Genomic DNA, 26,622 nt, shown 5'->3' on the forward strand with positions numbered 1-26,622 from the left:
GCCAGTCAGCCCGCGTCGGAGGCCTGGAGCTGGGATCTGGGCGGCACGGGAGCTCGTCGACTGCCGCCTCTTCATCGACGGTTGATGGCTTGACCGAAAAAGTGTTGATTCATGCTGTGTTCCCTTCCTAACCCTGTCGAGAATCTCGTACTGTTCACTAGGGTTGTGTCAGCTGTGATGGGAATGTGTATGGGGTCGCTAATGTTCGGGAGTGCCGCGCGCCGCGCAGCGGCGGCACTCATTTCCACTCTCCTGGTGACCGGCGCGGGGGCCGCGGTGGCCGCGCCGGCACAGGCCGCTCCATCTCGGGCGGCCGTGCCGTCGGCGGTCCAGCCTACTCGGGCGGCCGCGCCGTCGGCGGTCCAGCCTGCCCTCAGTTATCCGCAGCGCACTGCTCAAATCGGCATCACGCTCGTGACGCTCCAGACGCGCGACAAGCCGACCGCGACATACGACACGAACGCCTTGCAGAGTGCGTTCAACACCGCGAATTCCTATTGGCAGACCGTTTCAGCGGGCCATATTTCGCTGCGCCTCGACTCGTTGTCGAATCTCTCGACCCAGGTCTCGTCGACGGATGAGTTCGTGACGATTATGAACGCGGTCACCAATCAGCTGCGCTGGACGGATTCGGCTAACAGGGTCATCATGATCGTTGACCCGGCCAGCAATATCACCGTCAACGGCACCGCGAACGCCCTAGGCGTCACGTGGTCCACGGGGAGCGAGGGCGGGCGCGTGATGCTTGCCCAGCCGTCGCAGTTCACGCCCCCCGTCATGACTCACGAACTCGGTCACATACAGGGTCTTGGCCACGCGAACACGCTCGAATGCACCGACTCGCGGCCCGACTCGAGGATCGTCAACGGGGCGTTCGCGGATACCAATTGCACGTCGCGCGAATACGGCAACAACACGGACGTCATGGGCATCTCGCAATACAACGAGCCGTACCTCGATTCCGTCCTGTTCCAGTTCGGCGGCTTCGGCAACGGCAACGAAATCGCCGATGTCGGCACGGTGGCCCGGTCGGCTACATACACCCTGACTCCATGGGCCGGGACGGGCGCCAACCGCGCGATCAAGTTCCAGGACCCGGTGACCGGTGAGGAGTATTACCTCCAATACAAGGCGCCCGTGGGCTATGACGCCCCGACGGCGGTGGGCGGGAATCAGGGGGTTCAGGTCATCAAGACCAGCACGGACCCGACCGAGTCCGTCCTGATCCCGCAGACCACCGCTCCGTTCAGCGGCTACTACCGCAGCGACCTCTCGTGGCAGGCTGGCCAGACGTTCACAACCGACGGCGGCACAACCGTCACGGTCAACTCGGTAACGGCCTCGTCCGCGACGGTGACGGTCGCACCCGCCCTCGAGCACCGCCAGGACATCGGGATGCCCGCCGGCGCGACGCCCATCTCGGGGCGCTGGTGGGGTGGTGGCAAGGCTTACGGCGGCTGGGTTCTGAACGGGAAGTGGTGCCTCCAGAGGCCCACAAACGGACCGGCCTGCTTCTGGTACGGTCTCGGGACCGACACGCCCGTGGTGGGTGACTGGAACGGGGACGGAGTGGACACCCCTGGTATCGTCCGTAATGGCCAGTGGCAGCTCACCAACTCGATTTCGACTCTGTCAGTGGACAGGATCATTAATTACGGGCTCCCCTCCGACACACCCGTGACTGGCGACTGGGATGGAACCGGGGTTACAACGATCGGCGTGGTGCGCAACGGCCAGTGGTACCTGACCAATTCACTTGATCCGTACCCCGGGGTCGCATACGCGTTCCCCTTCGGCAACCCCGGAGACAAGCCTTTGACGGGCAACTGGACCGGTAGTCGAAACTTCGGGGTCGGGGTGTGGCGCAACGGCTGGTTCTACTTGAGCAACAATGGCCAGTCTGTCGACAACGCCTTCCCTTATGGCAACCCGGCCGATACGCCCGTGACGGGCGACTGGGATGGCGTAGGCGGCTCGACTGTCGGCATCGTGCGCGGCAGCACGTGGCAGCTGACCAACAGCAACTTCGCGCGCCAGGTCAACATCATCTTCAACTGACGGGTCACCGAGGGCACGGTCCGCCTGCAGCCGAACGCCGGTGGAAGGGCCGTTGCTGTGCGCCCGGTCACGCGAGGACACTGAAGGCATGGATCCCGCGACGAGTGCCGCCGCCGCGATTGGCGGCTATCTTGACCACTATCTCGACAAGCTCCTCGAGCTGATTCCTGCCGCTGCTGCTGGCGACGTCGAGGCGGTTCACGACGCGCGGGCCGCCCTGCGGCGCGTCCTGTCGGTCCACGGCGGGTACGGGAAGTCACTGTTCAAGGCGAAGAAGGCGCAGCTCAAGGCGGCGCGCGCCGTCGTCCGTCATCTCGGCGCGGTGCGGGATCCGCAAGTGGCCCTCGAGCGACTCTCCCAGCCGCCCCTGCCGCAGGATGTCGCGAGCCTTCCTGCACTCCGGCGAGACCTCGAGGAGCGCGCCGATACGGGGCTCGCCCAGCTTCACCCCAAGCAGCTTCGCCGGAGCGCAGAGGGCGCCGCCAGGGCGCTACGCCTCCGGAACACGGAGTTCGCGGACGACGCCGTGGCGGGCCTCCTCCGCCAGCAGTGGGAGTTGTGCGAACGGCTGAGGACGGAGGCCCAAGCTTTTTCTCCGGGTGCGGCACGTTGGACGCATCTCCATGCCGAGCGCAAGGCACTCAAGCGGCTCCGGTACATGGCCGAATCGCTGCAAGCGTGGGCCGCGGACGGCACGGGTCGCGTCGCGGTCGGTGCAGAGAAGCGGCAGGAGGCCCTCGGGGCCGTCAACGACTGTTGGCAGCTCGAGCTGTGGCTCGTTGACTCTCTGCGGCTCAAGGGCGTTAGCGAGGACGACGTCGTGCGCCTCCTCGGTGCGGAAGACGGCGCCCTGACGGCGTGCGATGGTGATTATCGGACCGTCGCGGCCGAGCCGATCCATAGGCCCGAGTTGCCGTCGGCGTGAGCCCGCAGGCAGCATGGCTGCCGGTTATCCACAGGGTCAAGGAAGCGGGACTCCGTGCTGTGGGACGTCGGCTACGCTGAGTTTCGTCGGCTGGGGAGCCGGCGCGCCGCGGCACCGCACCTGCCCGCGGCGAGAGGGAGCAGCCTGCGCTGCACTTTGGGGGATGTATGGATGCCATACGCATCGTCGAGGGCGAGGTCCGTGAGCTGATCCGCGTGCGGGGCCTTGACCCGCTCGGACAGGCCGACGAGATCAAGAGGCTCGTCGACGCCGCCGTCGAGGATTACGACGAACGGGCCTTGCTGGGTGCCGTTCCGCCTCTGGGCGAGGCGGATGTCGCGAGAAAGACGGTGTTCGATGCCGTCGCCGGCTTCGGCTTGCTGCAGCCGCTCCTTGACGACCGGAGCATTGAAGAGATCTGGATCAATGCCCCGCACGAGGTGTTCATCGCCCGCGGCGGCGCATCGGAGCTCACCTCGGTGGCGGTGTCCGAGGCGCAGATCAGGGATCTCGTCGAGCGGATGCTCAAGTCTTCGGGCAGGCGTCTTGACCTCTCGAGCCCGTTCGTTGACGCCTCCCTTCCGGACGGCTCGCGCCTTCATGTGGTCATCCCGGACATCACGCGGCGCCACTGGGCCGTCAATGTCCGCAAGTTCGTGGCCCGCGCGTCGCGCCTCGACCATCTCGTGGAGCTCGGCTCGCTGACGCCCCAGGCGGCGCGCTTCCTTGCGGCCGCGGTCGCGGGAGGCCTCAACATCCTCGTCTCCGGCGCGACCCAGGCCGGCAAGACGACGCTTCTCAATTGCCTCGGTGCCGCCATCGGCTTTCGGGAACGCGTCGTGACGGTCGAGGAGATCTTCGAGCTCCAGTTCCCGCTCCGGGACGTCGTCGGCCTCCAATGCCGGCAGCCGAATCTCGAGGGTGCAGGTGAGATTCCGCTCCGGCGGCTCGTCAAGGAGGCGCTGCGCATGAGGCCGGATCGGCTCGTCGTGGGGGAGGTGCGCGAGGCGGAGAGCCTCGACATGCTCATCGCCCTGAATTCCGGGCTGCCGGGTATTACAAGTGCACCATACTCTGCGCTGTGAGTCCGTGCGCGTCTTTTCGGCTCCTGCGATAGTCGAACCATACTGCAAGACCAAGTAGCCGGGTCAGTTGCGGTTGAGGCCGAATGCCCGGGTCATCAGCGCCTCCTTGTAGTGCGACTCTGCGGCGTCCACCACAGTCGATGACGTCGACGGGCCGAACACGCGTAGGAGGCTGAACACGAAATGCCTGGCATGGTCGGTCTTCACCGGGTCCTCGCCCGTGCTGTCGTAGGCGAGCTCCCGGAGGGCCTTGTTGCCGCCGTGCCCGTCCTTGGCATACGAGGTCCATCGGCCGAGGATCCGCTCCGCGCCGTCGGCCTTGCCCACGTACTGCTTCCCGTTGGTGGAGTCGGTGATCAGGTAGATACCCTGAACGGCTTTCAGGGCGACAAGCCATTCGGCATACCTGCCGTCCTCCACCATGGCCTGCAGCTCGCGGAATGTGAGCCTCACACTGTCGAAGCCTGGGAAAGGCACCCGGTCCCGGTCGGCGATCTCCAACACGCACAGGTTGGCTGAGCTCACCCCGTACCGGAACCAGCTCCGGCCTGCCCACTCCACGACAAGCCTGTCAGCAAGGGCAGAGAGGAAGCCGCTCGGGCGCAGGTCGAAATGGACTTTCTGTGTCGGTGCGATGTACTTCGCCGGCATTCTCCAGGACGCCCCAGAGGCGAGACCGGAGCCCGCCGTCGGCGATCAGGATCACCCAGTATTTCGGCGGCGTTGCGGAGAACACTCCCGGCACCTGGACTCGGGTGTAGGCGATGAGGGGCGCAGGCGCGAGGTCGTCCGGTCCGAGGCCAGCGTGCCGGATGACGAGGATGTCCTTTAGGCCAATCGGGTCAACATGGGATCCGCCCATTGCCGTGAGGATATGCCCGAGTGTGAGAGGTGCCGCCGGATCAGTCGATGGGGTCAACGCGGCTGGCGCCTCGCCCATGTCGGAAGGCTGAAGTTCGTCCATGTCGATGACCGTAGATCCCGACGGCCTGGTCCCGCTCGATACTGCGCAGCTGCATAGCAGACGCTCCTCTCCACTCCGGCGCTTGGGCCCCTTCCACGGCTGTCCGGATCTACTCGACCGGGATCCCTTCAGGCGTTGCCCCCCGGAGGGCGCCGCGCAGCGGCCCCACCACGCCGGTTCAGACGAGCTGTCGTCCTCGTCTCGGCTATCTCGTCTCCAGCACGGACAGTCCTTCGGCGCTCTTGCCATACCGGTACCACGACCGGGGGCTTGTGTACTCCACGACCAGCCGGTCGGCCAGATCGGAGAGGAAGCTGCTCTGGCGCAGGTCGTAGATGCGCTCGATGTCGTTGCGCTTCACCTCTCCGTGGTTCTCGAAAACCCCGAAGAGGCGCGAGCGGAGCCCGCCGTCCGCGACCAAGATCACCCAGTACCGTGGCGGCTTGGAGGGGAAGCGGCCGGGCCACTGGACCCGGGTGTACTCGATGACGCGTTCCTGGGTCAGGTCCTCGGGCCCGTTCAGATGGATGGGGTCGCCTGGCTTGAAGGCATGCCGGATGACGAGGATGTCCTCCAGCCCGATCGGCGGTACATAGGATCGTCCGGCGCGGGTCAGGACATCGCCGAGCGTGCGCACCGAGCCATTCGTCGGGGCATCCACAAGGGAGCGTTTGCTGAGGTCAGGGGAGGCCAGGTCATCCACCGGCCCACCATAGGCTTTGCCAGCCTTCGTGACCCTATTCGACCGCGATCTCCTCGGATGTGGCCGCCCTCGGTCCCCGCTTACGGCGGAGCTCGGGGGACATGACAGGCTCGACCCTGCGGGGATCGCCCGGTGTCGAGGCGCGCGAACAGGATCGACCAGGCGTGGTCAGACGGCAACCGCGACGGCGGGTCGTTCCGGGTGGTTGTACCGCACCAGGATGTCCGGTTCCTCACGGTTCTCTTTACCGTGTTCGAGGACGCCGTCCACGGTGAAAGCGAGCTCCGCCGGCGTGCGTTCGCGGAGCACACGCTCATCGACCTGCAAAGCGACGGACAGGTCAAAGTCCAGCCAGCGGCCCAGCAGCATTGGCCCCGCCACCAGCAGGACCAGGTCAGCAGGCGCCGGCTGCCGCTGGGCGCGAACCGAGCGGTCGGTTTCCGGGTCACGCAGCCGCGGCAGCCACTGCGCCGATCCCGATGCGGCGAGCGGGTCCAGCACCTCGCGGGCCAGCGCGGCGAAGTCGAACCAGCGTTGCCGGTAGCTGTCCGGATCCTCACGGCCGAACTCCAGCCGCTGGGAGGCCGGCAGCAGGTAATCCCTCAGCTCCACCACCTCCGCGGGTCTGCCCGTTGAGCGCAGCCTCGCGGCGATTCTCCATGCGAGGTCGGCTGGTGCGGCCGCTTTCGCGCCGTCGACGGCGACCCTGATCCGGCCCGCGCGCGCCAGGCAGCGGTCGGCAACCATGAAAACCAACGCGTCAGGTGTCAGCGGGGCGTATGAGGGCACCCGTCGATTATCGCCTTCGGCGCATAGCGCGTGCTGCCGATGCTTCCGCACACATGGGACAGCAGCCAGAAGGCAGGGACAACGACAGGAAAACCGTGGCAGCCCCCGAGACGAGCGCCCAGACGATCCGGGACTGGGCGTACGAGACGCTCGCCGATCTAGGCCCGCTCATTGCCCACCTCGAGACCACAGGGGAGGACACCTGGCAGACCGATGTCGTCAGGTCGGAGGACAGCACCCGGAAGTGTTTCTTCGGACACGTGCACGCGTGGGGTGGCGACGACACCCGCGGGTCCGCGCTGTGGGAAGCCTTCGAGGAGCTGTGGTCGACGACATACCGGATCTACACGGTGAACGACGGTTCCGACCCCGGCTATCATCAGCCGACCCCGAAAGAGCGCATCCTGGCCTACCTCGGGAAACTCCAGTCAGGGGAGGAGCCGACCACGCACGAGTCGATGGAGGCCGAGTACCAGCGGTACCCCGCCGAAGATGAAACCGAGGCCTGACAGTCCCAGACCCCGCGGCGGGCGACGCGGACCTGCGCCGTCGCGGGGGTGACCTTCAGGCCGGGAAGCCGACGAGCGGAACGTATTCGAGGTCGGGCCGAGGGCAGACCCTTGCGGTGCCGGGGCTGTCCTGCTCTGTCGTCTGGCACCCGACGTTGGCGATGGCGACCCGAGGACCCGGCCGCCGACGCAGAGCGCAGCGATGGCGAGGATGACCAGTATCGAAGCGGCGGTGGGATGGGCGCCCATGCGATCGCCTAAGGTTCGGTGGATCATGCCGTCTGTGACGGGACAGCGGTGGGTTCGTCCACCACTGGGCTCACCGCGCCTGCCGCTTTCATTCAGGCTGCCCGCGCGAGGGGGCGCGAGATCCGGTGCTGGGGCTGCCGGGGGCGCGGCCCACTCGAGCACAGCGTGAACAGCGTCGGTGGCCTCGGACAGGAGCTGGTCGGTGCGCCGCAGCCGCCACACCGTAGGGGTGATCGTCTCATTGGCCCGCGCCGCGCGTCGCACGCCTCAGCGGGCTCGTCGAGGTTGTGCTCCCGGTAGGCCTCGGCGAGGGCCTTCTGGGCGACCATGAGGACGCCTGGGGTGTTGCCGAGCTGGGCTGCGACCGAGTCGAGCAGCACGGCTGCCTCATGCCTGGGCAGATGGGTGGTCACTGCGCGGCCTCTTCCTGGTCGAGTTGGTCGCGGGTCTTGAAGGACCCCGGCCGTGGGTGATGGATCGTGTAGTTATAGACGCCGTCACCGACGACGACCTCGAGCCCGCGTTCCTCGAACGGGAGCACGAGGCAGTCGGGGCACTTGCACTTGCGTCGCGACTGAACGACCCCGTAGCGGGCCTCGCAGATGGAGCCGACATAGAACGCGCCGACAGGCACCTGTTCGACGGTTGCTGACTTCATAGGGGCCTCCTCGCGGCCGGGACTGTCTCTGGGATGGCTCGATGTGTGCGGTGGGACCCTGGTCCGTCATCGCCATGCGACGAACCGTTGACCGGTGGGCACACCGGCCCGACCCTTTGATCCATGACCGCAGAACCCAAGCAGAACTCCGAGGCATCTGACACCTATGGGGACGAGGTGGTGAAGCACCTCCGAGGTATGGCCGGCTCGGTCAAAGCTGAAGCCAAGGCAGCATGGACACAGGCGAGGATCTGGGTCCCGCTCAGCAGCATGGTGGCCCTGGCCACGCCCGCTGCGGCGTTCATCGCCGGGTTCAGTGGCCTCGGCCGGCTAATCGACCAGTCCGGGGTGATCGTATGGTCTTTCGTGTCCGGTCTGCTCGGTGTCGTCGCCCTTTGGGTGCGCAAGCAGGCAGAGACGGAGGGCACGACCGAGCGGCTCCGCGGCGCGGCCGCGTACGCCCTGATGGACGACATCTGGGACGCCCTCGCCAGATACGACGCATACACCAAGGCGCTCTCCCTGGGGACACCGGTGAAAGGGTTCGAGGACCAGTCGAGCATCTTCCAGTGGCTGTGCACGCAGCGGGACACGTTCGTGAAGCGGCGTGCCGCGCTGGAGAAGTTCGTCTACAAGCTGCCCGGTCTCGACGGGAAAGGTGCCTAGGCGGCCAGCACGGAACCCGTCCCGAATGCCTGGGCCCTGACGGCGTCGTAGCGGGCGATGCCGTCGACGATCCCGAACACGGCGACCAGGTACTGGTGGGCGTACTTGCCCCGAACACGTACGCCCACCAGTACTCGCTGCGGCTCGAGCGGCCACGGAAGTCCAAGCCCCCCTCCAACCGGACGACGGCGGGGCCCCGAACGTAGCGCCGTGGACAGCTGGTCTGGTCTCGGCCGTGAACTGTCAAGGGTCGTCATGACGATCTCCCCCAAATGAACCACAGTGGTCGGCGGGCCGCGAGCATCAGAGCCAGCAGCGGAAGCAGTAGTCTCAGCCGGCGCCGCCAGCGCGGGCCTTGGCGAGCTCGAGCTCGGCGGCGCGAATGCGGTTGTTCGCACGCCCGTCCATGATCCCGCCGACGACCGCGACCACGAGTCCGATCCAGAAGAACGCGCCACCGCCGCCGATCACTCCGAACAGCGCGACCAGCACCCGGAACGCAAGTCCGACGGTCGCTCCGACCCGAGCCTCGTGCCCGCTACGAGCATGCTGTTAGCGACGGCGGCTTCCATCGGGCCAGCGGCCGGAGGCGCGAGCGTGTCACGCCCCGGCGTTGGCGGGTGCCGCAGCCTTGACCTCAACGACGATAAGCGCGGGAGTGCGGAGGGAGCACGCTAGGTTCGGCCCGGATGCCGAAGGTGTGCGTCAGATGCAGGGCCGAGTTGCCGACACGGCTGTGCTGCCTAGGAGGACTGCCCCATCCATGCCGAACGCGTTCCGGAGGGTCAGCAGGTCGCGGCCCCCGCAGGGGCGACAGCGGCGGGACCACGTTGGTCGCTGCGTGAAACCTGCGGCGGTCGCGTCGACGGTTACGGTGCGGACGAGCCGGATCCGCTGGATGTCCACGCTAACGGCCAAGCGTGGAGACAAGCCCCCAACCCCAGCGGCTCCACCCTGCGAGTTAACGCCCCACAGGAACCCGGCCACCCGAACCTAGAACGCCTGAAACCCACATAACCGGGACCAGAGGGCCCGCTCCGGCTTTGGGTCCCGTCAGCCGATGGCTCATGGCCTTGGGTATGGGCGGGGCAACCGCACTCGTCAGCGGGTGCGGGCACCGCTCGTGATCGGCTTTCTCATCGGGGTCTTCCAGAGGGGCTGCGCCCCCGGCGGGTGCCGGGAGGGCTTGGGTGTATCGGGCAGGGGCGTGGATGCGCCCACGGGTAGACCGGCTCTCGATGAGCGGTCCGCGCTGGCAGTCGGACAGCGGTTCAACATGTTCACGGCTCGCTGGCGAGACGAGCTTCGCAAGGTGCCCGACCCTGGGGAAGCAGCACCCGGACCTGCAAGTGTTGGTCAGACCATCAGGGCCAGCTCACCCGCACCGGGCCGCGCAGCTGCCGGGCTTCACGCCGCGAACCCCACGGGACGCACGGACCGGAGGACGGCACGAACCGCCGCCGCAGGCCGCAAGGAGAGGCCTGGCAGCTGCACTAGGGCGAACACGCCGTCGGCCGGGTCCCAACACGACGACAAGATCCGACCCGCTCGGGCCGCGTCCCGCAGGAGCCTCGGCCCACGAGAGAGCTATGACGATGAACGCGGCGAAGTGTTGAACCAGCAGGACAGGACATGGCATGACGCCGGGCAACACGGGGTACACAACGAGGGCCGGGCGAGGTCGCGAAGCGACCGAGCCCTTCTTGATATGGCCACCCTGCCACCGGCTAGCGGCTCGAACGTCGGGGCTATGGCCCGGCCTGCGTTACCGCTGGGGCAGCGCAGGCGTGCAATCCGTCCGAGCGGTGGGCTACCGCCCGGCGCCGCGTGCGGCGGACTGGGCGGCGGCGAAGTAGAGGAGCTCCGCCAATCATGCACTCCGTTCGCCTTCTCCCGGCCGGTCGAGTGATGTGCTCGCCGTCGATGTCGAGCGCGGCTGAGAGGGCAGTCCACGTGTTGCCGGAATGGGCGCCGGACGCGACGGTTAGCCTGGGGGCACCGGATAGCACGATGCGGGTGACCGTGCCGTGATGGCACAGGACTCGCCGGATCGTGAAGACAGTCGCCTGCGGGTGCTTGAATCCTGCGTGCTGACAACCCCTGTTCTTGAGTGCAGACGAGGCGACCGTCGTCCAAGGTGGCAGCGAGGCGGGCGAGGAACTCGAGCGCGTCGCTGGGCGCCGTGCGGCGGTCGCCTCGGTTCCGGTCACGCCATCGCTGCCGAGCCAGGTTGTAGATCAGTTCGGCGACCGCCGCTGCGGGGCTCCCTATGGTTCAGCCGCGGCCGATGTGGCGACGGCAAAGTGCCGACGGCAACGTCGACCGGGCTGATCCTGTGACGGCGCTGCCTCGGCCCGGCCAGACATCTGCAGCGTCCTCGTCATGGTCATCGGTGCCGCTGGGGCCGAGTCGGACACGGCTTCACCGGGACGGCCCCCGTCCTTTTGTTGCACACACGGAAGCGCGCCCGCCCGGATGCGGCTGAGGGCCCGGACGCGGCGTTGGGGCCCCCAGCGCTTGGGGAGCGGTCACGCGGCGAGCAGATCCTGCCCGTCCTCGTCGATGTCGCGGTGGTTGCGCCCGCCCGAGAACAGGGTCGGCAGGTCCACCGGGACCCCGCGCAGATCCAGGTCGCCGAACCGGTACCGGTAGACCGACGACGCCTTGCTCCCGCGGCCCTTCTCCCGGTACACGCCGCACGCGAGGCCCTCGTCCCAAACTGCCATCCACGCCGACGCTGCGCCCTGGCCCGGGGGGATCAGGTCCGGGTACGCACGCTGGGCAGCGTTGAACGCCGTCTCACGGGAGAACAGCACCGCGTCCTTGTCCCGGACCTTCACCAGGAACCCGATCGACTCGCCGCCAGGGCGCATCGACCCGTCAGAGCCGCCCGCGATCCAGCCGAGCTGGTTGTTCGTCAGCCCCTGCCGGGAGAGCTCCTGCTCGTCCGAGCCCACGAACGGTGCACGCGACGGGTCCTCCACGGCCACGACGTGCGCCCGGCCCGACTGCAGCAGGTTCTTCAGTGCCCGCACGAGCGACATGCCGGGGGCCGCCTCACGGTTCTCCGCGTGGGTGTCTATCGCGTTCTCCACCACCGGCACACCCATCCCGTCTACGAGGAGCCGGTCTACGAGCTCGTCCTCGACCCCTGCCCGCGCTGCCATCTCCTGCAGCAGCGGCAGCACCGACAGGACATCGCCCATCAGGTCCGAGGTGCGCTCGATCTTCGACCGCTCAGCCCCTGCAGCCTCCATGAGCCGCTTGACGTCCTCCTTCGTGCCCTCGTTGAGCCGGTCGAGCACCTCTGCGCGGTAGCCTGCCCACCGGCCCGGGTACTCGCGGGCGCGGTGCTGGATCCACTGGATCAGGTGCGCGGTGAGCCGGGCGGGGATGCCGTCCTTGCCGACCTGGACGAGGGCGTCCGTGACCTCCGTCGACGGGGACAGGGCCCCGTCGCCGATCGCCACCGGGATCGTGCGCTCCATCGCCGACGCAGTCGCCAGGCGGTTCTCCGCCGTGACGATCAGCTGAGCCATCGGCCGGTTCTGCGCACGCGCGGTCATGTCCACGTTCATGCGCCCCTTGCCGGAGTCGTTGAACATGGATCGGATCAGGTCCTCGAGCTTCGTGGCGCCCGCCTCAGCGGCACGCTGCGACGTCGACGGGGCAAGGTCGTCAACCACCCAGATCGGGGCCTGCGAGACAGCCTTCTCCATGTACGCGGCCGTGTCGGACGCCGCGCCCGGGAGCCTGTCGATCCAGTCCTGGCCCGGGACCGCGGCCCAGAACTGCATGCACCGGTGGGCGGTGAAACTTTTCCCTTTGCCCTTCGGCCCCCAGAAGTAGCCCGTTGCCTTGGGCCGGTTCGGCAGGACCGGGCGCAGGCCCATGCACATCACGAGCACCCCGGTGGCCGGGTCCGTCCACGCGCCGGAGTCCACGTAGTGGGCGACGACCTCGCGGATGTCAGAGGCGACCAGGTCACGGTACTCCTGAGAGTCCCAGTTCGCGGCCGGGTAGTCCTCCCCGACGCCGTACGAGGAGGACACTGGCATGACACCCGGGGTGACGCCCACCTCGGCCGTCTTGGCGAACTGTTCCCCGCCGCCGACGATCGTCTGCCCAGCGATGAACACTGGGTCCCCGCCTTCGACGGGAACCCAGCCCATGCGCATCCACTTCGTCTTCGACTGGGTCTCCAGCCGGCGGTTGGCCTTCACTGCGCGCAGCCACCGGTCGCCCGTGGGCCCCTTCGGGGGCCAGTTCGGGTTGAGGAGCAGGGTCCGCGACGGCACGGTCGCCCTGGCGCGGACCCAGTCCTGCGGGTTCATCGCGAGCAGGGACGCCGGGCCCCGGACCGTAGCGCTGATCGGCTCTCCGAGATCGTCCTTCCACGTCACCTCGATCTCGACCGAGGATTCGTCCATGTCGTCGTAGGAGACGTCGCTGTCGAAGACGAGCGTGTCGGTCTCCTTGTTGGTGGGGCTTCGGCGGTCCTCGATGGACTTGATCCGGCCGCCGAGCTCGACGGCCTCCTTCCAGTACCCCTCTCCGTCCTCCTCGGCCACGTACTCCTCGACGCTCATCTGGTCATCCGAGACCCTCACTTCGCCCCGTTTGTGGTGCGATGGCATGCGGCCGATGTCAGCAATGCACGTCGCGATCAGCGCCGGCCACCCGCCCGGGATCTGGGCGAGGAAGTCGTCCACGCCGGGCTTCTTCTCGCCGATGACGTCCGGGTCCAGGAAGCGGACCGAGGCGACGCCTTTGCCCTTGAGGAAGTTCTCCATCCCCTTCGCCGCCCGCCACACGTGCGGGTTGGTCTTGAAGTCGGCGTCGTAGGCGACGATCGCCGCACGGTTCTTCAGCAGGATGGTGCGCCAGTCGACCGGGTTCTGCCGGTCGTTGTAGATCCCGCCGATGTTGAAGATGAAAACACGGTCCTTCTCCGGGATGGACTCCATGAGGGCGCGCATCTTCTCGCGGGCCTCCTCGAGCGGGCCGTCGAACGCCAGGTCGTCCCAGCTGGCCCCGTTCTGCTTCAGGTACGCGGACAGGGCGGAGTCGCCCTTGAGGAGCCCCTCTGCGATCATCAGGGTCGGCGCCCCGTCGATGAACTCGGCGGGGACACCGGGGTGCACGTCCAGGGGGGTCCCGACTTGGGAGACGAACTCGTACTTGATCGCCTTGCCCTTGTCGTTGTCCTCGGGGACGCCGGGGCGCAGCTGGTAGGTGAACGGGACGAGCGGGACGCCCTTGGCCTGGTGGGCTGAGATGTCGTTCACGCTGTACCAGGGCATGGCCATCCCGTCGAGGCCGTGGGTGCCCATGGTGCGCTTCATGCGCTGGCCCTGCTTGGTGTTGGGGCGGACGCCCATGTCCTTGACGGTGGCGAAGTTGTCCTCGTCGATGCGGTGGTAGCCGCGGGCTGCCGCGACGAGCGGGGCGACGGCCGAGCCGGAGAGCTTGTAGGCCCCGCTTCCGGTGATGGTGACGGCGTAGTCGTTGATTCCCCACGAGGGGAGGCTGCGGGCCGCGCCGGCGGCGGGGCCCGCAGCGTACTTGGCGATGAGCGCCTCGGCCTGTTCCTCGAGGGTGGGCTCGGCCGTGGCCTCGTCGCTGGTGGTTTCGGGCGCCGTGTCGGCACCTGTGCTGCTGGTGGTCATGCCCGCGTCTATGCAGGCATCCGGGGCACGGGCGCACTCGATGGCCGGAACGGCGTTTCGGGGCTTTCGTGACCGACGTGCCCGACGTTTGGCCGACGGCGTCGGTCAGCCTCGATCCCAGTCGGCAGTAGGGCGGGAGGCCTCTTGACCGACACGACCGACAATTTAAGTACTTCATGATGAAGAAGAAGAGAAAAGTCCTCGCCCTCGGTTCAAGACGTCTCTATTTCCCTTCCGATATAAGCGCGTACCTGCAACTCGGTCATGTCGGTCAAGGTTCCCGAACGGGCCCGGATCCCAGCACTGGCGCGGATTTTCCGTGACCGACACGGTCGGTCAGCGTCGGGCGAACGTCGGGCATGTCGGTCGCGGGCGATTCGGGCCGAGAAGCGTCCACGGACCCTGCTGAGCGCCAGCGGCTGGACCAGCCAACGCCCGGGGGTGCTTCGAAAGCCCCGAAGAGGAAGCCGGCCGGGCTATGGTCGGATCGTCGAGCTTCTCGGTTAGCAGCTCGATGAGCGCGTCGACGATCGCCGCCTTCCGCCTGACGGTCATGGCCGCGGCAACTGGGCGCTGCAGGCCTTGCGGTCGCACTCCGCCGGGTACTCATCGAAGTCCATGAGGCGGAGCGCGCGTCGAGGAGGCAGCCCGCACACGGGATGGCGTGATGACTGCGCTCCAGGAGGACTAGCACCCTTCCCGGGGCGACGCTTTTGCGGTCATCTCCCATGCCGTTGTCGCGCTTGCCAGCCAATCTGGGACCCACTTGCTTTGGGCGAGGGCATCAAGGATGAAGACTTCGAGCTGACCGTGCGGCTGCGTCCCGAACTGCGCGGGCGAATGGGCTTCCATTGAGCCGTGTCTCGGCCCTCTACGCATGGCCGATGGTGCGAGCAGAAATCAGTTGAAAGGGATGGCGAGAATGCGTGCCGAGTGGCGAACGGTTCAGGAGATAGGCCGATTCAAAGATGCTCGCCGTCGCTGGCCATCCCCCACGGGCGACAGCGAGCGTGAGCGGGAACTCGGCCGCTGGCTGGGCATCCAACGCCGTGACTATGCGCGGGGCACCATCGACCCATTCCGCGGAGTCTGCCTTGACATCATCCTCGGCGAATGGGCCTCAGAGGCGACGTTGCTGTGTGACCAGCTCCCGAGTCTGCAGGGAGGGGGAGAATCGCAACCAGTTCAGTTCACGTCATCGGTCCGCGAATGATGCCTCGGTCAGGTGAGCCGGACGGCCTCGACGACGTCCTCGGCACGGAGCTCGTGGACGGTCGCCTGCCAGTAGGAGGTGCGCGGGTAGGCGCCAGTGTCGAAGATCGCCTCCCAGCTGGACTCGAGCTCGTCACGGAGCGCGGCTGGCCACCCCTCGGGGTCCTGGAGGCGCGCACCTGCGGCGTGGACCCGGTTGATGAGGTCGTCGGTTCGGGCGTCGTACCGCGCCGAGTAGGCGTCGTCGTCCTCACCGGGCAGGGGCCGCACGATCGGGAACCCGTTCAGTACGTTATGCCAGTCGTCGTACTGGGACAGCATTAACCGCTCCCGTGGGATGCGGCAGGTCAGGAGGACGTCGCCCCTGCTGGCGTACCGGATGTTGTGGATCAGGTCTTCCCGGCGGATCTTCGCCCACAGCCAGACCATCCCCTTCCCGCTCGTGGGGAGCCGCCGCCCCATGTGCCCGGTGAGCCAGGCGTAGGCGTCGTCGTAGCCCTCCATGGCGCGGGCCGGGTTGGGGACGAGACGCCCGGTCTCGAGCAGTTCGTCGAGGGCGTCGGCGGTCTGGACGGTGTGCAGCAGCATGGTCGGGGTCGTGATGTTGTAGCCGATGCGCCCGGGCGGGACGGCGGCGTCGCGGCGGGCGGTCCGGATCGGGAAGGTCACACCCCTCATCATGCGTCCCCGCACCGACAAAGGGGTGTCTCACCAGTCCTAAGGGATTGTGAGACGGTCAGGCCGGTGCGGGGACGTCCTTCGAAGCATCCGCCAGGGCGCGTGCGACGCTGGTCTTGGAGACTCCGAGACGGCGTGCGATCTCCCGCTGCGACAGGCCCTCCGCCTCGGCCAGCCGGCGCACCTCGGCGGGGTCGATCTCTACCTTCGGCCGGGGTGGTCCATTAAGTGGTCCACGCCCTGGTCCACGAGGTGGTCCACCTGCCCGGTCCACTGGTCCAAGGGTGGTCCGCGCGCGTGGTCCAGAAGTGGTCCGCGCGTCGAGCTCGGACCGGTCCACACCCTGCTCGAGCATCAGCGTCGCGAGGGCCCGCTTCCGCCTCTGGGCGACGCTGCCGACCGGCGGCGCCACGATCAGGCTGACGAGCGTCTCCGTCGCGAAGAACAGGGCCAGGGGCATGATGGCCGCCAGCGCAGCACCGAACACGACGGCCGGGCTGATGGTCGAGGGAACACCGTCTGGGGCGAGCACATGGGCGGCGTTCGCCGCAACGGACACCGCGGTGAAGAACCCGATCGCCACCCACGAAAGCCGCGTATCCTCGCCCCTCGCGCGCTGCACTGCGGCGGCGACGGCGTAGACGAGGATCGTCGAGTCGACCACGATCGGCACCAGCCAGCGCAGGAGAGGTGGGATCCCGGCCCATGTCGCGGCCTGGATGAGGCCCTGGAAGGAGAGCGTGAAGCTCGCTGCCGCGAGCACGCCCACGAGCCCGAGTGCGGTCATCGCGACACCCCGGCTGTCGGCCTCGACCCTCGAAACGGCCATCGTCCCGCCCCTCTCACGACGCTGTCCGGGCGTCATCCTGCCCGGGTGGACCAGTCTAGGCTGGACCACCGACAGGACCAGAAGTGGACCACCTTGGGACCACCCGGTGGACCGCGGATGGACTAACTTCCGGGGTGGTCCACGGACCAGGGGCGGACCACCCCTTGGACCACCTTGTGGACCACCCTTGGACCACCCTCCCTGCGGGCGGCCTCGCGAGTCGATCGAGCCGCATCCATGACCGGCGTGGTGTAGAGGCCAACCAGCGCTCTCTTCCTTGAAGGCATACCGATCCTGCAAGCGGTGTGGCCTGCGACCTTCTCGGCCCTGAGACGGAGGACCTGGCGGTCGCGTTTTTGGCCCGGCTCACCACGACCCGATGGCAAGGTAGGCCTCGATCCGACCGCCGGTTCGATCTCGGCCTCCTTGGCGACTTCGGCGACGTTTTCAGGCATCGGCGATGGATTCGCGGTAGTGATCGCCGAGGCGGTTCGCGGTGGGCGGCGTCGGACTTGATCCTCGAGGTCTGGTCTAGCAGGACCTTGTCAGTGCGATTGGAGGTGGACGAACACCGATCCCTCTCCCACCTAAGCGTCGTTGCGGAGGAGAAGGAAGGCATCGGAGGGCGCTCGTGGCGCGGAATAGTCTGGTCGAATCGCAAGGATTCGGCCAAGCAATGATTCGGCGTTTACCTTCTACAGCCCCGAGCTCGGCACGAGACAACGCAGTCATGGCTGAGCATTGGGCCATTACCCGAAGTTTTGGCCACGGTGAAGAGGCTGCGTTCGCTCCGGTCGGTGGACGCCCAGTCGGTGGTCGCTGCCCGCAAGCGGATCACCTCGAAGCGACGCGAGGCGGAGACCGTGAAGGCGAAGCTGGCCGCCCTGACTGAGCTGGCCGCCTCGGACGAGCGTTCTCACGACCCGCACGGGTTTTCCCGGCGCTGGTGCGGGGTGCCCGCCAGCCGGGCGCGTACAGCCACTACGGGCGCGACAGGCGTGGCCTCCGGGTTCGCGTCGACGGTGACGGGTTCATGGGCATGTCGGTCGAATTCCGCCACCGGTACCGCACCTTGGACCACGTCACGATCCACAAGCCGAGCATCGTGCTCAAGGGCCGTACCGAGCGGGCTGTGGAACTGCTGCGCGGCATGGTCACCGATTGGGAGGCGAACCTGCGCTGCGTTCGAGGACGGCCCGAGCCGGAGAGCCGCACACATGGCGACCACGACAGCAGACCTCCCATCTATGCCTTCGAGGAGCACCACGTGGCCGCCCCATGCATGGAACTCTCAACTGCCTACCGGCTCGTCCACACCGAGCGCGACGCCGAGGAGCTTGCCGCCGTCTTGATGGACCCGCACCGGGAGAAGCCAGTCGTGGTCATCACCTCCGCCAAGGAAGGCCCCTGGTTCAAACCAGCCGACGTCGCCGAAGTGCTCGGCGCCGACGCGGATGAGCACCTGCTGGCCAACGGCGGCGTCACGTTCGACTTCGAGGACGCCATGCCGGAGAACGCGTCAGTGTATGGGGGAGCGGCACGCTCCTACCCGCCCGGGAACTCGTGTATGCGCGCCCACTGGAAATCGGTGCTGCGCACCGCGTACACCGAAGCTGAAGCGCGCGACTCGCTGGCAAGCATCGCCCGTGACATCGAGGCGATGGCGCCCCTCGAATACTCCTATCAACTGCGCCAATGAGCCCCGGAACCCAGGGAGGTGGTCGAGGAGCGGCCCACCGTCACCGGCACTGTTTCGGTCTTCATGGGGCCCGACGCGGCGCTGGTCGGGCTCGACGACGGAACGGTCGCGCGTGTCGTCCTGCCGTCATGCGGCGACGCCTTCGACGCCTCACAGCTGCTGCCGCCGGGGTTGGAGGTCTCGGGCATGGTCGCGGACGGAGTTCTGGCGATCGGGGGCCGCAACACCCCGGCGGAGGCAGCGGACCACGCTGCCGTGGACACCGTCCAGCTCGCGCTCGTAGCCACCGAGAAGACCGTCATGCTCTTCCCCGGCCTCGAGGTGAAGCACCGCGCAGGGGCCGACCCCGGCACGGTGGTCGCCGTGCTCGTGGCGCTGGCCGGCCGGGCTGACGGGAAGGCGTGGCGGCTCGTCACGGTGGAAGACCCGGAGCCGGCCGGCATCGTCCCGCCGTTCGTCGATGGCGGCGAACCGTGGATCACCTGGCCCAGCGAGCCCCAGGCCGCCCCGGAGCCGTCGGCGCCTGCCGCCCCAGCAGTCGCAGCGCCAGCGCCCAAGGCGACCGTGGAGGCGTTCACGGCCCGGCCCGCCCGTGATGCCCTCGCTGCCTTCGATGCGGCGCGCGCCGCGCTCGAGGCCGTCTTGGGGGAGAACGACGCCCTCAAGGACGAGAACCGCCATCTGAACGAAGCCGTGGCAGCGCTCAACGACGAGCTCGCCGGGGCCAAGGCCAAGCCGCAGAATGGGCCGGTGCCGACTCTCACCCCGGGCCTTAGCCAGGAAGTCGCCCGGTTCAACCCCAGGATCGCCGGCCTGAACCGGGACAAGAACGACATCCTCGACGATCAGGTCCGCGTCCTCCGGGACGCCGACCGGCTCGCCGCCGAGCTGCATCGTGCCAATGTCCGCCTGCGCGGGGACGTCCGGACCGCGTCGCAGTCGCCGTCGAAGTCCTCTCCGGCCTCGCGGACCGTCAGCCGGGCAGGGACATGCATCGCCTACGCGGCGGCGCGGCCGGCTTGAGGACCCGGTGCTGGGGAGCGCATGGCGGGTGAGCCTGCAGGTCAAGACTGCATCGGCTCGGCGCATGCATTTCTGGCGCGGGTCGGACGGTCGCATCGTGTTGCCACGGTCGGTGTCCACGACGACATGGACATCTGATCCGACGGATTGTTTAGACAAGTGATTGCATCCTGTCGCCCACGGCTCACAGGTCTATTGTTCATCAGTTGCTGCACCTGTCAGAGCTTCTTGCCAATCGGCAAGACGCTTGAGGTAGCGCAAGGTGAGGGGGTGATTGGGGCCAATGGCGCGGGCACAATCGGAGGCGAGCGCCTTTAGGAGCTCACATGCTTGAGCAGGATTGCCGGCTTCTCTGATCCAATAGGCGAGGTTGCCGCGGAGTTGCAGAGTGTCGGCGTGTTCCGGGCCTAGGGCGCGGGCACAATCGGAGACGAGCGCCTCTAGGAGATCTCGTGCCCGCGCGGGGTCGCCCGCCACCCCAGCGTACGATGCGAGATCGTTGCGGGAGTGCAGGGTGTGGAGGTGGTCTGGCCCCAGGACGCGCGTCCTGTCGGGGACGAGTGTCTCGAGGAGGTCACGCGCCTCGGCGGGATCGCCCGCTTCGCCCGTGTACGAGGCGAGGTTTGCGCGGGCCATCAAGGTGGCAGGGTGGTCTGGCCCCAGGACGCGCGCATAGTCGGGGACGAGTGTCTCGAAGAGGTCACGCGCCTCGGCGGGATCGCCCGCTTCGCCCGTGTACGAGGCGAGGTTGGCGCGGGCGCTCAGGGTCTCGGGGTGGTTGGGCCCCAGGACTCGCTGATAGTCGCGCACCAGCTCGGCGAAGAGGTCACGTGCCCGCTCCGCATCACCCGCCTCCCCAATCCAATAGGCGAGGTTGCCGCGGGAGGACAGGGTGTAGCGGTGTTCTGGCCCTAGGATGCTGGCGCTGTCTGGGACGAGAGCAGTCAGGAGTTCGCATGCCCGGGCAGGATCGTCCGCCTCCCCGGTCCAACAGGCGAAGTCGATTCGGGCAGGTATCGTCTTAGGATGATCCGGGCCAAAATCGGGGTGTTCGGCCAAGCCATGAAGGTATTGTGCAATCTCGTTCGCAGCCTCCCGGAACCTGTACAAGCCTGCCAATATGTGGGCAATGTCGTTGTGTGCCGACATGATTTTGTCGCTGTACTCGTTCCTCACCTTTGTGGTCGTCGAAACACGCCTTCCGCCCTCAAGTGCATCAATGAGTCCGCGGTACTCGGCAATTGCGAGCTCGAACAGCGGGGGTGCATCAGGATAGCCCAGGCGCGTTCGCGCCATCGCCGCACGGTACGCGGCCAGATTCCATCGAGCGGAAAGAGTCACCAGATCCGTCACGCCATACAGAGCTGCCATGTGACTTAAGTCGTGCTCAAGTAGGTCCAGGCCTCGCTGTGTGTGGCCCGCATCGAAAAGGGCCTCGGCGGTGGCGGCGACGACCGCTGCAGACGGGCGTCCTGTGCGGAGCCTTTCCTCTAGTCGCGCGATTGTCGTTTCGTCTGCCCCGGTTCGTCCTGTGGCTAGTCTGATTCGGATCAGCTCGGCCTCCCAATCGCCTGCTGACTGGAAATCGCAGCGCCGTGCGGTTTCGCTGGTGAGCGCTGTAAGGAGACTCTCGCAGACGGCGGGAGGGAAGTCTGTCCAGGACCCATCAGCCCGTGCGGTATTGATGTGCTCCGCAACCGACTGAAGTACTCCGCGCTGGCGCTCTGGGGTTAGATGCCTCGGCACAGCGCCCAGCGCGGCTTTTCGGGCCGCCTCCGAATGGAACCGAACGAACCCGCTCTGGTCGTCCTTGATCCACCCGGTCGAGATAGCCTCTTGTAGGCCCGCCGGGGTCATTGGAAGGCCGACGCTCGGATGGCCACCGGGGAGCTGAACCAGCCATCGTGCTGGAACGGCCCACCCAGCGAGGCTTACCTCCGCCAGCAGGATTCGCATTTTCTCAGGGAGGCTGTTGAATCGCTGGGTTATCTCGGCGTTCGGCGCGACCAGGTCGAGATCCGGCGGCAGGCTTCCTGCGCCGAGGACGGGTTCGCGGACGGCTGGTAGGCCGAGGAGGGAAAGCAGTCGACCAGGCGAGCCGTGGCTGGCGGCGACGACCCCGGCCAACGAGGCGGCGTCGATGTCCTGCGCCCCTGTCGCCTGCAGGTACTGTAGGCCGATTTCGTTCATTTCGGCCTGTTCCATGGGCCTCAAGTATGTGACAGAAAGTGTCCCGGATCGTTCCTCTGCTGCCAGCCAGTCGACGAGGACGGTAGGTTTCGTTGCCTTGCCGTCAGCATCGGCAGTAGTGCTCAGAAATGGACTCTCAGCGTCCATTGCGAGGACCATCAGGCCCCGAGCTTCCTGATTGCTGCGAATCGTCTTCAGCATGGCCGTAGTGATTGGGTCCAAGGCCTCGGCGTCATCGACGACGATGGCCCAGGGGAACAGGCCGGAAGCCAAGGCGATTTCCCGAGCGTTGTTCGAGGCCGCGTCCTGCGTGGCACCCTCGGTGAAAATGGAAAGCTCTTGGTTCCCGCCGGCCGCCAAGGCACGGTCGATCAGGCCTCGGGGAGTTTGGAATGATTGCCCGATCTTCTTGGCGACTTCGGTTCCATCGAACGCCCCGTCGAGAAACGGCGCAACGACATCGCTCACTATCCCAGGAACGGGGAGGAACGTTTCCAGCAAGCGCGCTGTGTCGAGAAGGGCCCTCAGCCTGATTTGGGTCAGCCGATCAGCCTCACGGACCGCATCGTTGATCGGATCGAGGTGTGGCATCAGCTGTGCCTGCCCCTCGATTGCCGCGCTTCGACCGGTTGAGCCTCGCAAACCCCACCAGAAGTACCACAGCCGTGAACCCTTTTCGGGCTTGACCGGATCCGGGAAGATGTCACCCGCTCCTGGGGGACCGCCTCCGCGGGGTCGTGTGGGGCTCAGAGCGTCGGGCCAATACTTGGGCCTCGATTGGGTCATGGCGCAATGTTGGTAGAGCAGCTCCAGTAGCATCGTCTTTCCGGAACCTGGGCCACCCTTGACCACGGCGAAGCGCATGGGACCGGACTCCTTCGCATCGTCCCACAGGCGCTGAAGTGCTGAGTAGGCGCGCAGAGTCTCAGCCCCTATGACATGGCCGGCGGGCGCCCCAGAACGCCGCGCCCGGCTCTCTTGTTCGCGGGCCGAGGTGTCCAGTTCGTCCAGCCACGCCTTGAACTTCTGGAACAGCCGGTTCATGGCGATGATTAACGCGCTGGGCTTCGGGAAATTCAAGATAATGCGGTCCCTACGGGCAAGATGGCGTGGACGAGGCGGTTCTCGGTGTCGTCAACCACGGCGAAGAGCATTCCGAGGTCACGTCTAGAAGGTGTGCGGTGGGTGATGCGTGGCCGGAGTTCTTGCAGTAGACGCTGAGCCTGAATGGGCCCGTCCAAGCGTTGACTAGCCCGCCCCTCAGATGCCAGCATTTCCCGCTGGAGACGCTGCGATGGCGGCCGGAGATTGGGGTACGGCATGTTCACCATCCGATTTGTCACCGACCTATATGTACTTGGCCAGACCGTGACGATGCGCCGGGCGCCGAATTGGAACCTCGACCGCGGTGGCGTTTACACCGATGGCGCGTGGACCTTCTACCTCGACGAGAACGAGTTCCAGGGCGGGCTGACGTTCAAGTTCGTGCTCGCGCCCGGACACTGGATGGCCGGGGACAATCTGCAGCTCGCCCCGGCCGAGCTCAACGGCGTCATCAACTACAACGAAGGCGAGGTCGCCTTCCCGCGCGACGAGGCGCTCGTCACCGAGCACGGAATCGTGCCGCAGCGACTGATAGCGCGGAACCTCGACCCCAACCACGAGTACGACGTCCTGATCGTTGGGTCGGGGATGGGCGGGGGCCTCCTGGCCTCGAGGCTGGCCGATGCCGGAGCTGACGTGCTCGTGCTCGAAGCGGGCTCGTACCTGTTCCCCACTCACGTCGGGAATCTCCCGCGCCACCTGAGGATCGGCCAGTTCGACAAGCACGTGTGGTCCCTGTGGCCCGACTCCAAGGTCGTGAACTACCAGAACGCCGGCGGCTCACAGTTCGCCGGCGGCTAGGGGTTCAACCTCGGCGGACGCTCGATCTTCTGGGGCGGCCTCATTCCACGTCAGGAGGCTTGGGAGCTTGCCGCATGGCCGGCCCCAGTGGAGCCAGTACCTTCTCGGTCTGGGCTACCCGGAGGGCGAGAGCGCTCTCGACTGTGCATCTCTATCCGACTCGGCCTATCAGGTCCAGGCCCGGAACGCGGTCGAGGACGCGGTGGCGGGATACACGGCGACCGATGCATCCGTGGCAGTGCAGTACATCGGGGCAACAGCTCTGTCCATCCCAGCGGGCTTCTTCTCCACGGCCGATCTTCTCCTCGAGGACTTCATGGCGGACGACCTGGGGCTGAACAGGGCACGCCCTACGATCAACCTCAACTTCGCTGTCTGGTCGGTCTTGACCGACCAGAACAATCCGCAGCAGGTCGTAGGCGTTCAGGGCTGGGACCTGCTGTCCCAGGTACAGCGCACGTTCCGAGCAAAGAAGGTCGTCTTGGCGGCCGGAACGATCGAGTCGGCCAAGATCGCTCTGCAGAGCCAGCTGCACGACCCCAACGGGAAGATCGGGCGTGGGCTCACCGACCACACCATCCGCTACCGGCATTTCACCCTCCCCCCAGGCTCCGAGCTGACAAGCCCTGGCGATTCGGCGAAGATCCTCCTTCGTCACCCCCAGGCCGCCCCCGGCCAGCATGCCTTCGACATCGTCGTCGAGCTCGGCTCCGAGTTCAACCAAGGTCGGTACATTGATCCCGAGCATCTGGCCCAGGAACGGGCCGAACGTGGTGACTGGATGATGTGCGAGTTGGTCTTCATGTCGTACGCAGACCTCAACGAGGACAACTACCTGACGGCCGCGGGCGCGCCCGGCGACCCAGTGACCGTGATGGTCAACCGCACGCTTCCCTCCGCACGCGACCTTGCGGAGGCGGACCAGCTCGCGGGCGCGTTCTTCAACAAGTTCGGCGCCGAGCCGGTCCTCGGCGAGAACGGCCTCGGGCTGCTGGACGCCGACCTCGGCGGCGTGGCGCATGAGGTGGGGACGCTGAGGATGGCAGGAGACGGCACAGGAATCGTTGACGCTGACCTGAAGTTCCTCGACTACGACAACCTCTTCGCGTGCGACAACTCCGTCTTTCCCACGTCGCCCGCGGCCAACCCGAGTTTGACCCTAGCAGCCCTCGCCCTCAGACTGGCCGACCATCTCATGTGACGATCCATCTTTCATAGCGACTGTCGTCCGGGCAGTCGCGCGCGTTGAAGCCGAATCATTCGAAGCGCATGACACACCGGTCACCTTCCGCGCGCATGTCTTTCTGTCATCTGGTCCTGAGGGCTGCTCTCAGACGAGCTTGTACATCCAATCGCCGTCGGCCTTCTCGAACCCCGAGGCGGCCCAGTAGCGCGCGAGGGACCGCTTGGCCGCCCGGTGCGCCAGACTGCCGGGACTGTCTGACGAACGGTGTTTGAGTCCGGCGTTCTTCTAGTTGGCTGGCCGTTCGAGGCGGCCGTCGAAGGTGATGGCGAACGCGTTCAGCGGTGCTTTCCACCTGGCCACCCAGCGTGCCCGCCCGCCGCCGGTGGGGTCAAGCGAGCGGGTGACGAGGTAGAGGCATTTCAGGGCCGCGGCCTCGGTGGGGAAGTGGCCCCGCGCTCTGACGGCCCTCCTGTACCGGGCGTTAATCGACTCGATCGAATTCGTCGTGCAGATGACCTTGCGGATCTCCACGTCGTACTCGAGGAACGGCACGAACTCGGCCCACGCCGCCTCCCAGAGCCGGACGATCGCCGGGTACCGGTGCCCCCACTCTGCGGCGAACTCGGCGAACCTGTCCTTCGCCGCGGCCTCGGACGGGGCCGTGTAGACCGGCTTGAGGGCCTTGGCGATCGCGTCGCGGTGCTGGCGTCCCGCGTACCGGAACGAGTTCCGGATCAGGTGCACGACACATTGTTGGACCACGGTGCGTTCCCAGGTGGTGGTGATCGCCTCGGGCAGGCCCTTGAGCCCGTCGCACACGGCGATCAGGACGTCCTTGACGCCGCGGTTCTTCAGCTCGGCGAACACGCCCAGCCAGAACCTCGCGCCCTCGCCTCCCTCCCCGCCGGCCCAGATCCCCAGGATGTCGCGTTCCCCGCCCACCGTGACGCCCAGGACCACGTAGAACGGCATGTTCCGCACCTGCCCGTCGCGGACCTTGACGTGGATAGCGTCGACGAACAGCACCGGATATACCGGGTCCAGGGGCCGGGAGGACCATTCGGCCATCTCCCCGGCGACCTTCTCCGTGATCCTGCTGACGGTGTCCTTGGACACAGCGGCCCCGTAGACCTCGTCGAAGTGCGCGGCTATCTCCCCGGTGGTGAGCCCGCGGGCAGAGAGGGACAGCACGATCTCATCGACCCCGCCCAGCCGGCGGGCACGCTTGGGCACGATCACCGGGGAGAAGGAACCGTCCCGGTCCCGCGGGACCTCGATCTGCACTGGCCCGATCTGGGTCAGCACCGTCTTGGGCCTCGTCCCGTTGCGGATGTTCGACCCCTGCGGGGTCTCCCCGTGCTCGTGCCCGAGATGCTCGGTGAGCTCGGCCTCCAGGGCGGTCTCGAGCACCGTCTTCGTCAGCCCGGCCAGCAGCCCGCCCGGTCCGACCAGGGACACGCCCTGCTCCTTGGCCTGGGCCAGCAGCCGCTCGGCGAGTTCCTTCTGATCGATGATCTCTCCCGTCACGGGATCGATCATCTGGTCTTCAAACAGCTCGGTCGTGTTCGACACGGCCTGATCCTTTCAATCAGGCCGGACCCAAACACCGTTCAAGCGACAGTCCC

The 26,622-nt window shown here is 66.9% G+C and carries 21 protein-coding genes and 1 pseudogene; 9 read left to right on the forward strand and 13 right to left on the reverse strand.

The features are described from left to right. Positions 1-255: 255 nt before the first annotated feature. The 3 genes and pseudogenes from ACLN58_RS04770 to ACLN58_RS04780 all read left to right on the forward strand — a co-directional run. Entirely contained in the window at positions 256-2,058 is a 1,803-nt protein-coding gene (locus tag ACLN58_RS04770; RefSeq protein WP_415854134.1) for a M12 family metallo-peptidase, read from the forward strand. Positions 2,059-2,146: 88 nt separating this feature from the next. Continuing rightward, complete coding sequence (locus tag ACLN58_RS04775) at positions 2,147-2,983, forward strand: CHAD domain-containing protein (protein ID WP_415854135.1); 837 nt, start codon at positions 2,147-2,149, stop codon at positions 2,981-2,983. A gap of 167 nt (positions 2,984-3,150) precedes the next feature. Further along, a pseudogene (locus tag ACLN58_RS04780) lies at positions 3,151-4,041 on the forward strand (CpaF family protein); the annotation flags it as partial. 90 nt (positions 4,042-4,131) lie between these two features. Here ACLN58_RS04780 and ACLN58_RS04785 read toward each other — a convergent pair. The 4 genes from ACLN58_RS04785 to ACLN58_RS04800 all read right to left on the reverse strand — a co-directional run bounded on the left by ACLN58_RS04785 (position 4,132) and on the right by ACLN58_RS04800 (position 6,524). Continuing rightward, positions 4,132-4,719 (reverse strand): GIY-YIG nuclease family protein, encoded by a 588-nt coding sequence (locus ACLN58_RS04785; protein ID WP_415854136.1) that lies wholly within the window; start codon positions 4,717-4,719, stop codon positions 4,132-4,134. Continuing rightward, on the reverse strand, positions 4,640-5,032 hold the full coding sequence (locus ACLN58_RS04790) for a hypothetical protein (protein ID WP_415854137.1): 393 nt from the start codon (positions 5,030-5,032) through the stop codon (positions 4,640-4,642). The genes ACLN58_RS04785 and ACLN58_RS04790 overlap by 80 nt, the downstream gene beginning before the upstream one ends. Positions 5,033-5,237: 205 nt before the next feature. Next, positions 5,238-5,735 (reverse strand): hypothetical protein, encoded by a 498-nt coding sequence (locus tag ACLN58_RS04795; protein ID WP_415854138.1) that lies wholly within the window; start codon positions 5,733-5,735, stop codon positions 5,238-5,240. Between the two features lie 168 nt (positions 5,736-5,903). Beyond that, a complete protein-coding gene (locus tag ACLN58_RS04800; protein ID WP_415854139.1) occupies positions 5,904-6,524 on the reverse strand; it encodes a uridine kinase in 621 nt (206 codons plus the stop codon). Positions 6,525-6,619: 95 nt separating this feature from the next. Here ACLN58_RS04800 and ACLN58_RS04805 point away from each other — a divergent pair, with 95 nt between their 5' ends. Then, a complete protein-coding gene (locus ACLN58_RS04805) occupies positions 6,620-7,033 on the forward strand; it encodes a hypothetical protein (RefSeq protein WP_415854140.1) in 414 nt (137 codons plus the stop codon). Between the two features lie 341 nt (positions 7,034-7,374). Here the strand turns inward: ACLN58_RS04805 and ACLN58_RS04810 are convergent, their stop codons facing one another. After that, positions 7,375-7,695 carry a hypothetical protein gene (locus tag ACLN58_RS04810; protein ID WP_415854141.1) on the reverse strand — a complete coding sequence of 107 codons (321 nt, stop codon included), beginning with the start codon at positions 7,693-7,695 and terminating at the stop codon, positions 7,375-7,377. Next, complete coding sequence (locus ACLN58_RS04815) at positions 7,692-7,940, reverse strand: hypothetical protein (RefSeq protein ID WP_415854142.1); 249 nt, start codon at positions 7,938-7,940, stop codon at positions 7,692-7,694. The genes ACLN58_RS04810 and ACLN58_RS04815 overlap by 4 nt, the downstream gene beginning before the upstream one ends. A 123-nt stretch (positions 7,941-8,063) precedes the next feature. Here ACLN58_RS04815 and ACLN58_RS04820 point away from each other — a divergent pair, with 123 nt between their 5' ends. Next, the gene (locus ACLN58_RS04820; protein ID WP_415854143.1) at positions 8,064-8,606 is read left to right on the forward strand and encodes a hypothetical protein; all 543 of its coding nucleotides are present in this window, start codon (positions 8,064-8,066) and stop codon (positions 8,604-8,606) included. On the opposite strand, the gene ACLN58_RS04825 is transcribed toward ACLN58_RS04820, so the two are convergent. The 5 genes from ACLN58_RS04825 to ACLN58_RS04845 form a co-directional block, all read right to left on the reverse strand. Next, complete coding sequence (locus ACLN58_RS04825; protein WP_415854144.1) at positions 8,603-8,734, reverse strand: hypothetical protein; 132 nt, start codon at positions 8,732-8,734, stop codon at positions 8,603-8,605. The two genes, ACLN58_RS04820 and ACLN58_RS04825, sit on opposite strands and share 4 nt — an antisense overlap. Before the next feature lie 202 nt (positions 8,735-8,936). Further along, a complete protein-coding gene (locus ACLN58_RS04830; protein ID WP_415854145.1) occupies positions 8,937-9,098 on the reverse strand; it encodes a hypothetical protein in 162 nt (53 codons plus the stop codon). Between the two features lie 2,036 nt (positions 9,099-11,134). Then, positions 11,135-14,275 carry a hypothetical protein gene (locus ACLN58_RS04835; protein ID WP_415854146.1) on the reverse strand — a complete coding sequence of 1,047 codons (3,141 nt, stop codon included), beginning with the start codon at positions 14,273-14,275 and terminating at the stop codon, positions 11,135-11,137. A gap of 1,221 nt (positions 14,276-15,496) precedes the next feature. Further along, a complete protein-coding gene (locus tag ACLN58_RS04840; RefSeq protein WP_415854147.1) occupies positions 15,497-16,156 on the reverse strand; it encodes a DUF3841 domain-containing protein in 660 nt (219 codons plus the stop codon). A 67-nt stretch (positions 16,157-16,223) separates the two neighbouring features. Further along, the gene (locus ACLN58_RS04845; RefSeq protein WP_415854148.1) at positions 16,224-16,994 is read right to left on the reverse strand and encodes a DUF2637 domain-containing protein; all 771 of its coding nucleotides are present in this window, start codon (positions 16,992-16,994) and stop codon (positions 16,224-16,226) included. Between the two features lie 1,033 nt (positions 16,995-18,027). Between ACLN58_RS04845 and ACLN58_RS04850 the strand changes: the two genes are divergently transcribed. Together ACLN58_RS04850 and ACLN58_RS04855 are read left to right on the forward strand one after the other, a co-directional pair. Further along, the gene (locus ACLN58_RS04850; RefSeq protein ID WP_415854149.1) at positions 18,028-18,693 is read left to right on the forward strand and encodes a hypothetical protein; all 666 of its coding nucleotides are present in this window, start codon (positions 18,028-18,030) and stop codon (positions 18,691-18,693) included. Positions 18,694-18,711: 18 nt separating this feature from the next. After that, on the forward strand, positions 18,712-19,716 hold the full coding sequence (locus ACLN58_RS04855) for a hypothetical protein (protein ID WP_415854150.1): 1,005 nt from the start codon (positions 18,712-18,714) through the stop codon (positions 19,714-19,716). A 192-nt stretch (positions 19,717-19,908) separates the two neighbouring features. On the opposite strand, the gene ACLN58_RS04860 is transcribed toward ACLN58_RS04855, so the two are convergent. Then, positions 19,909-22,986, reverse strand: coding sequence for a tetratricopeptide repeat protein (locus ACLN58_RS04860; protein WP_415854151.1), 3,078 nt, complete (start codon positions 22,984-22,986; stop codon positions 19,909-19,911). A 240-nt stretch (positions 22,987-23,226) separates the two neighbouring features. On the opposite strand from ACLN58_RS04860, the gene ACLN58_RS04865 reads away from it, so the two are divergent. Together ACLN58_RS04865 and ACLN58_RS04870 are read left to right on the forward strand one after the other, a co-directional pair. Then, complete coding sequence (locus tag ACLN58_RS04865; protein WP_415854152.1) at positions 23,227-23,811, forward strand: NAD(P)-binding protein; 585 nt, start codon at positions 23,227-23,229, stop codon at positions 23,809-23,811. 67 nt (positions 23,812-23,878) lie between these two features. Then, positions 23,879-25,012 (forward strand): GMC oxidoreductase, encoded by a 1,134-nt coding sequence (locus ACLN58_RS04870; RefSeq protein ID WP_415854153.1) that lies wholly within the window; start codon positions 23,879-23,881, stop codon positions 25,010-25,012. A 270-nt stretch (positions 25,013-25,282) separates the two neighbouring features. Here the strand turns inward: ACLN58_RS04870 and ACLN58_RS04875 are convergent, their stop codons facing one another. Continuing rightward, positions 25,283-26,536 carry an IS256 family transposase gene (locus ACLN58_RS04875; protein ID WP_415854154.1) on the reverse strand — a complete coding sequence of 418 codons (1,254 nt, stop codon included), beginning with the start codon at positions 26,534-26,536 and terminating at the stop codon, positions 25,283-25,285. Positions 26,537-26,622 lie beyond the last annotated feature (86 nt).

The sequence above is a fragment of the Sinomonas sp. G460-2 genome (assembly GCF_047759905.1).
GTDB lineage: Bacteria > Actinomycetota > Actinomycetes > Actinomycetales > Micrococcaceae > Sinomonas.

What these genes read in the sequence shown, in the direction of transcription:
- ACLN58_RS04775 (WP_415854135.1), top strand. Translation starts at nt 2,147, where the DNA reads ATGGATCCCGCGACGAGTGCCGCCGCCGCGATTGGCGGCTATCTTGAC.
- ACLN58_RS04785 (WP_415854136.1), bottom strand. Translation starts at nt 4,719, where the DNA reads ATGCCGGCGAAGTACATCGCACCGACACAGAAAGTCCATTTCGACCTG.
- ACLN58_RS04790 (WP_415854137.1), bottom strand. Translation starts at nt 5,032, where the DNA reads ATGGACGAACTTCAGCCTTCCGACATGGGCGAGGCGCCAGCCGCGTTG.
- ACLN58_RS04815 (WP_415854142.1), bottom strand. Translation starts at nt 7,940, where the DNA reads ATGAAGTCAGCAACCGTCGAACAGGTGCCTGTCGGCGCGTTCTATGTC.
- ACLN58_RS04820 (WP_415854143.1), top strand. Translation starts at nt 8,064, where the DNA reads ATGACCGCAGAACCCAAGCAGAACTCCGAGGCATCTGACACCTATGGG.
- ACLN58_RS04835 (WP_415854146.1), bottom strand. Translation starts at nt 14,275, where the DNA reads ATGACCACCAGCAGCACAGGTGCCGACACGGCGCCCGAAACCACCAGC.
- ACLN58_RS04845 (WP_415854148.1), bottom strand. Translation starts at nt 16,994, where the DNA reads ATGGCCGTTTCGAGGGTCGAGGCCGACAGCCGGGGTGTCGCGATGACC.
- ACLN58_RS04850 (WP_415854149.1), top strand. Translation starts at nt 18,028, where the DNA reads ATGGGCATGTCGGTCGAATTCCGCCACCGGTACCGCACCTTGGACCAC.
- ACLN58_RS04865 (WP_415854152.1), top strand. Translation starts at nt 23,227, where the DNA reads ATGTTCACCATCCGATTTGTCACCGACCTATATGTACTTGGCCAGACC.
- ACLN58_RS04875 (WP_415854154.1), bottom strand. Translation starts at nt 26,536, where the DNA reads ATGATCGATCCCGTGACGGGAGAGATCATCGATCAGAAGGAACTCGCC.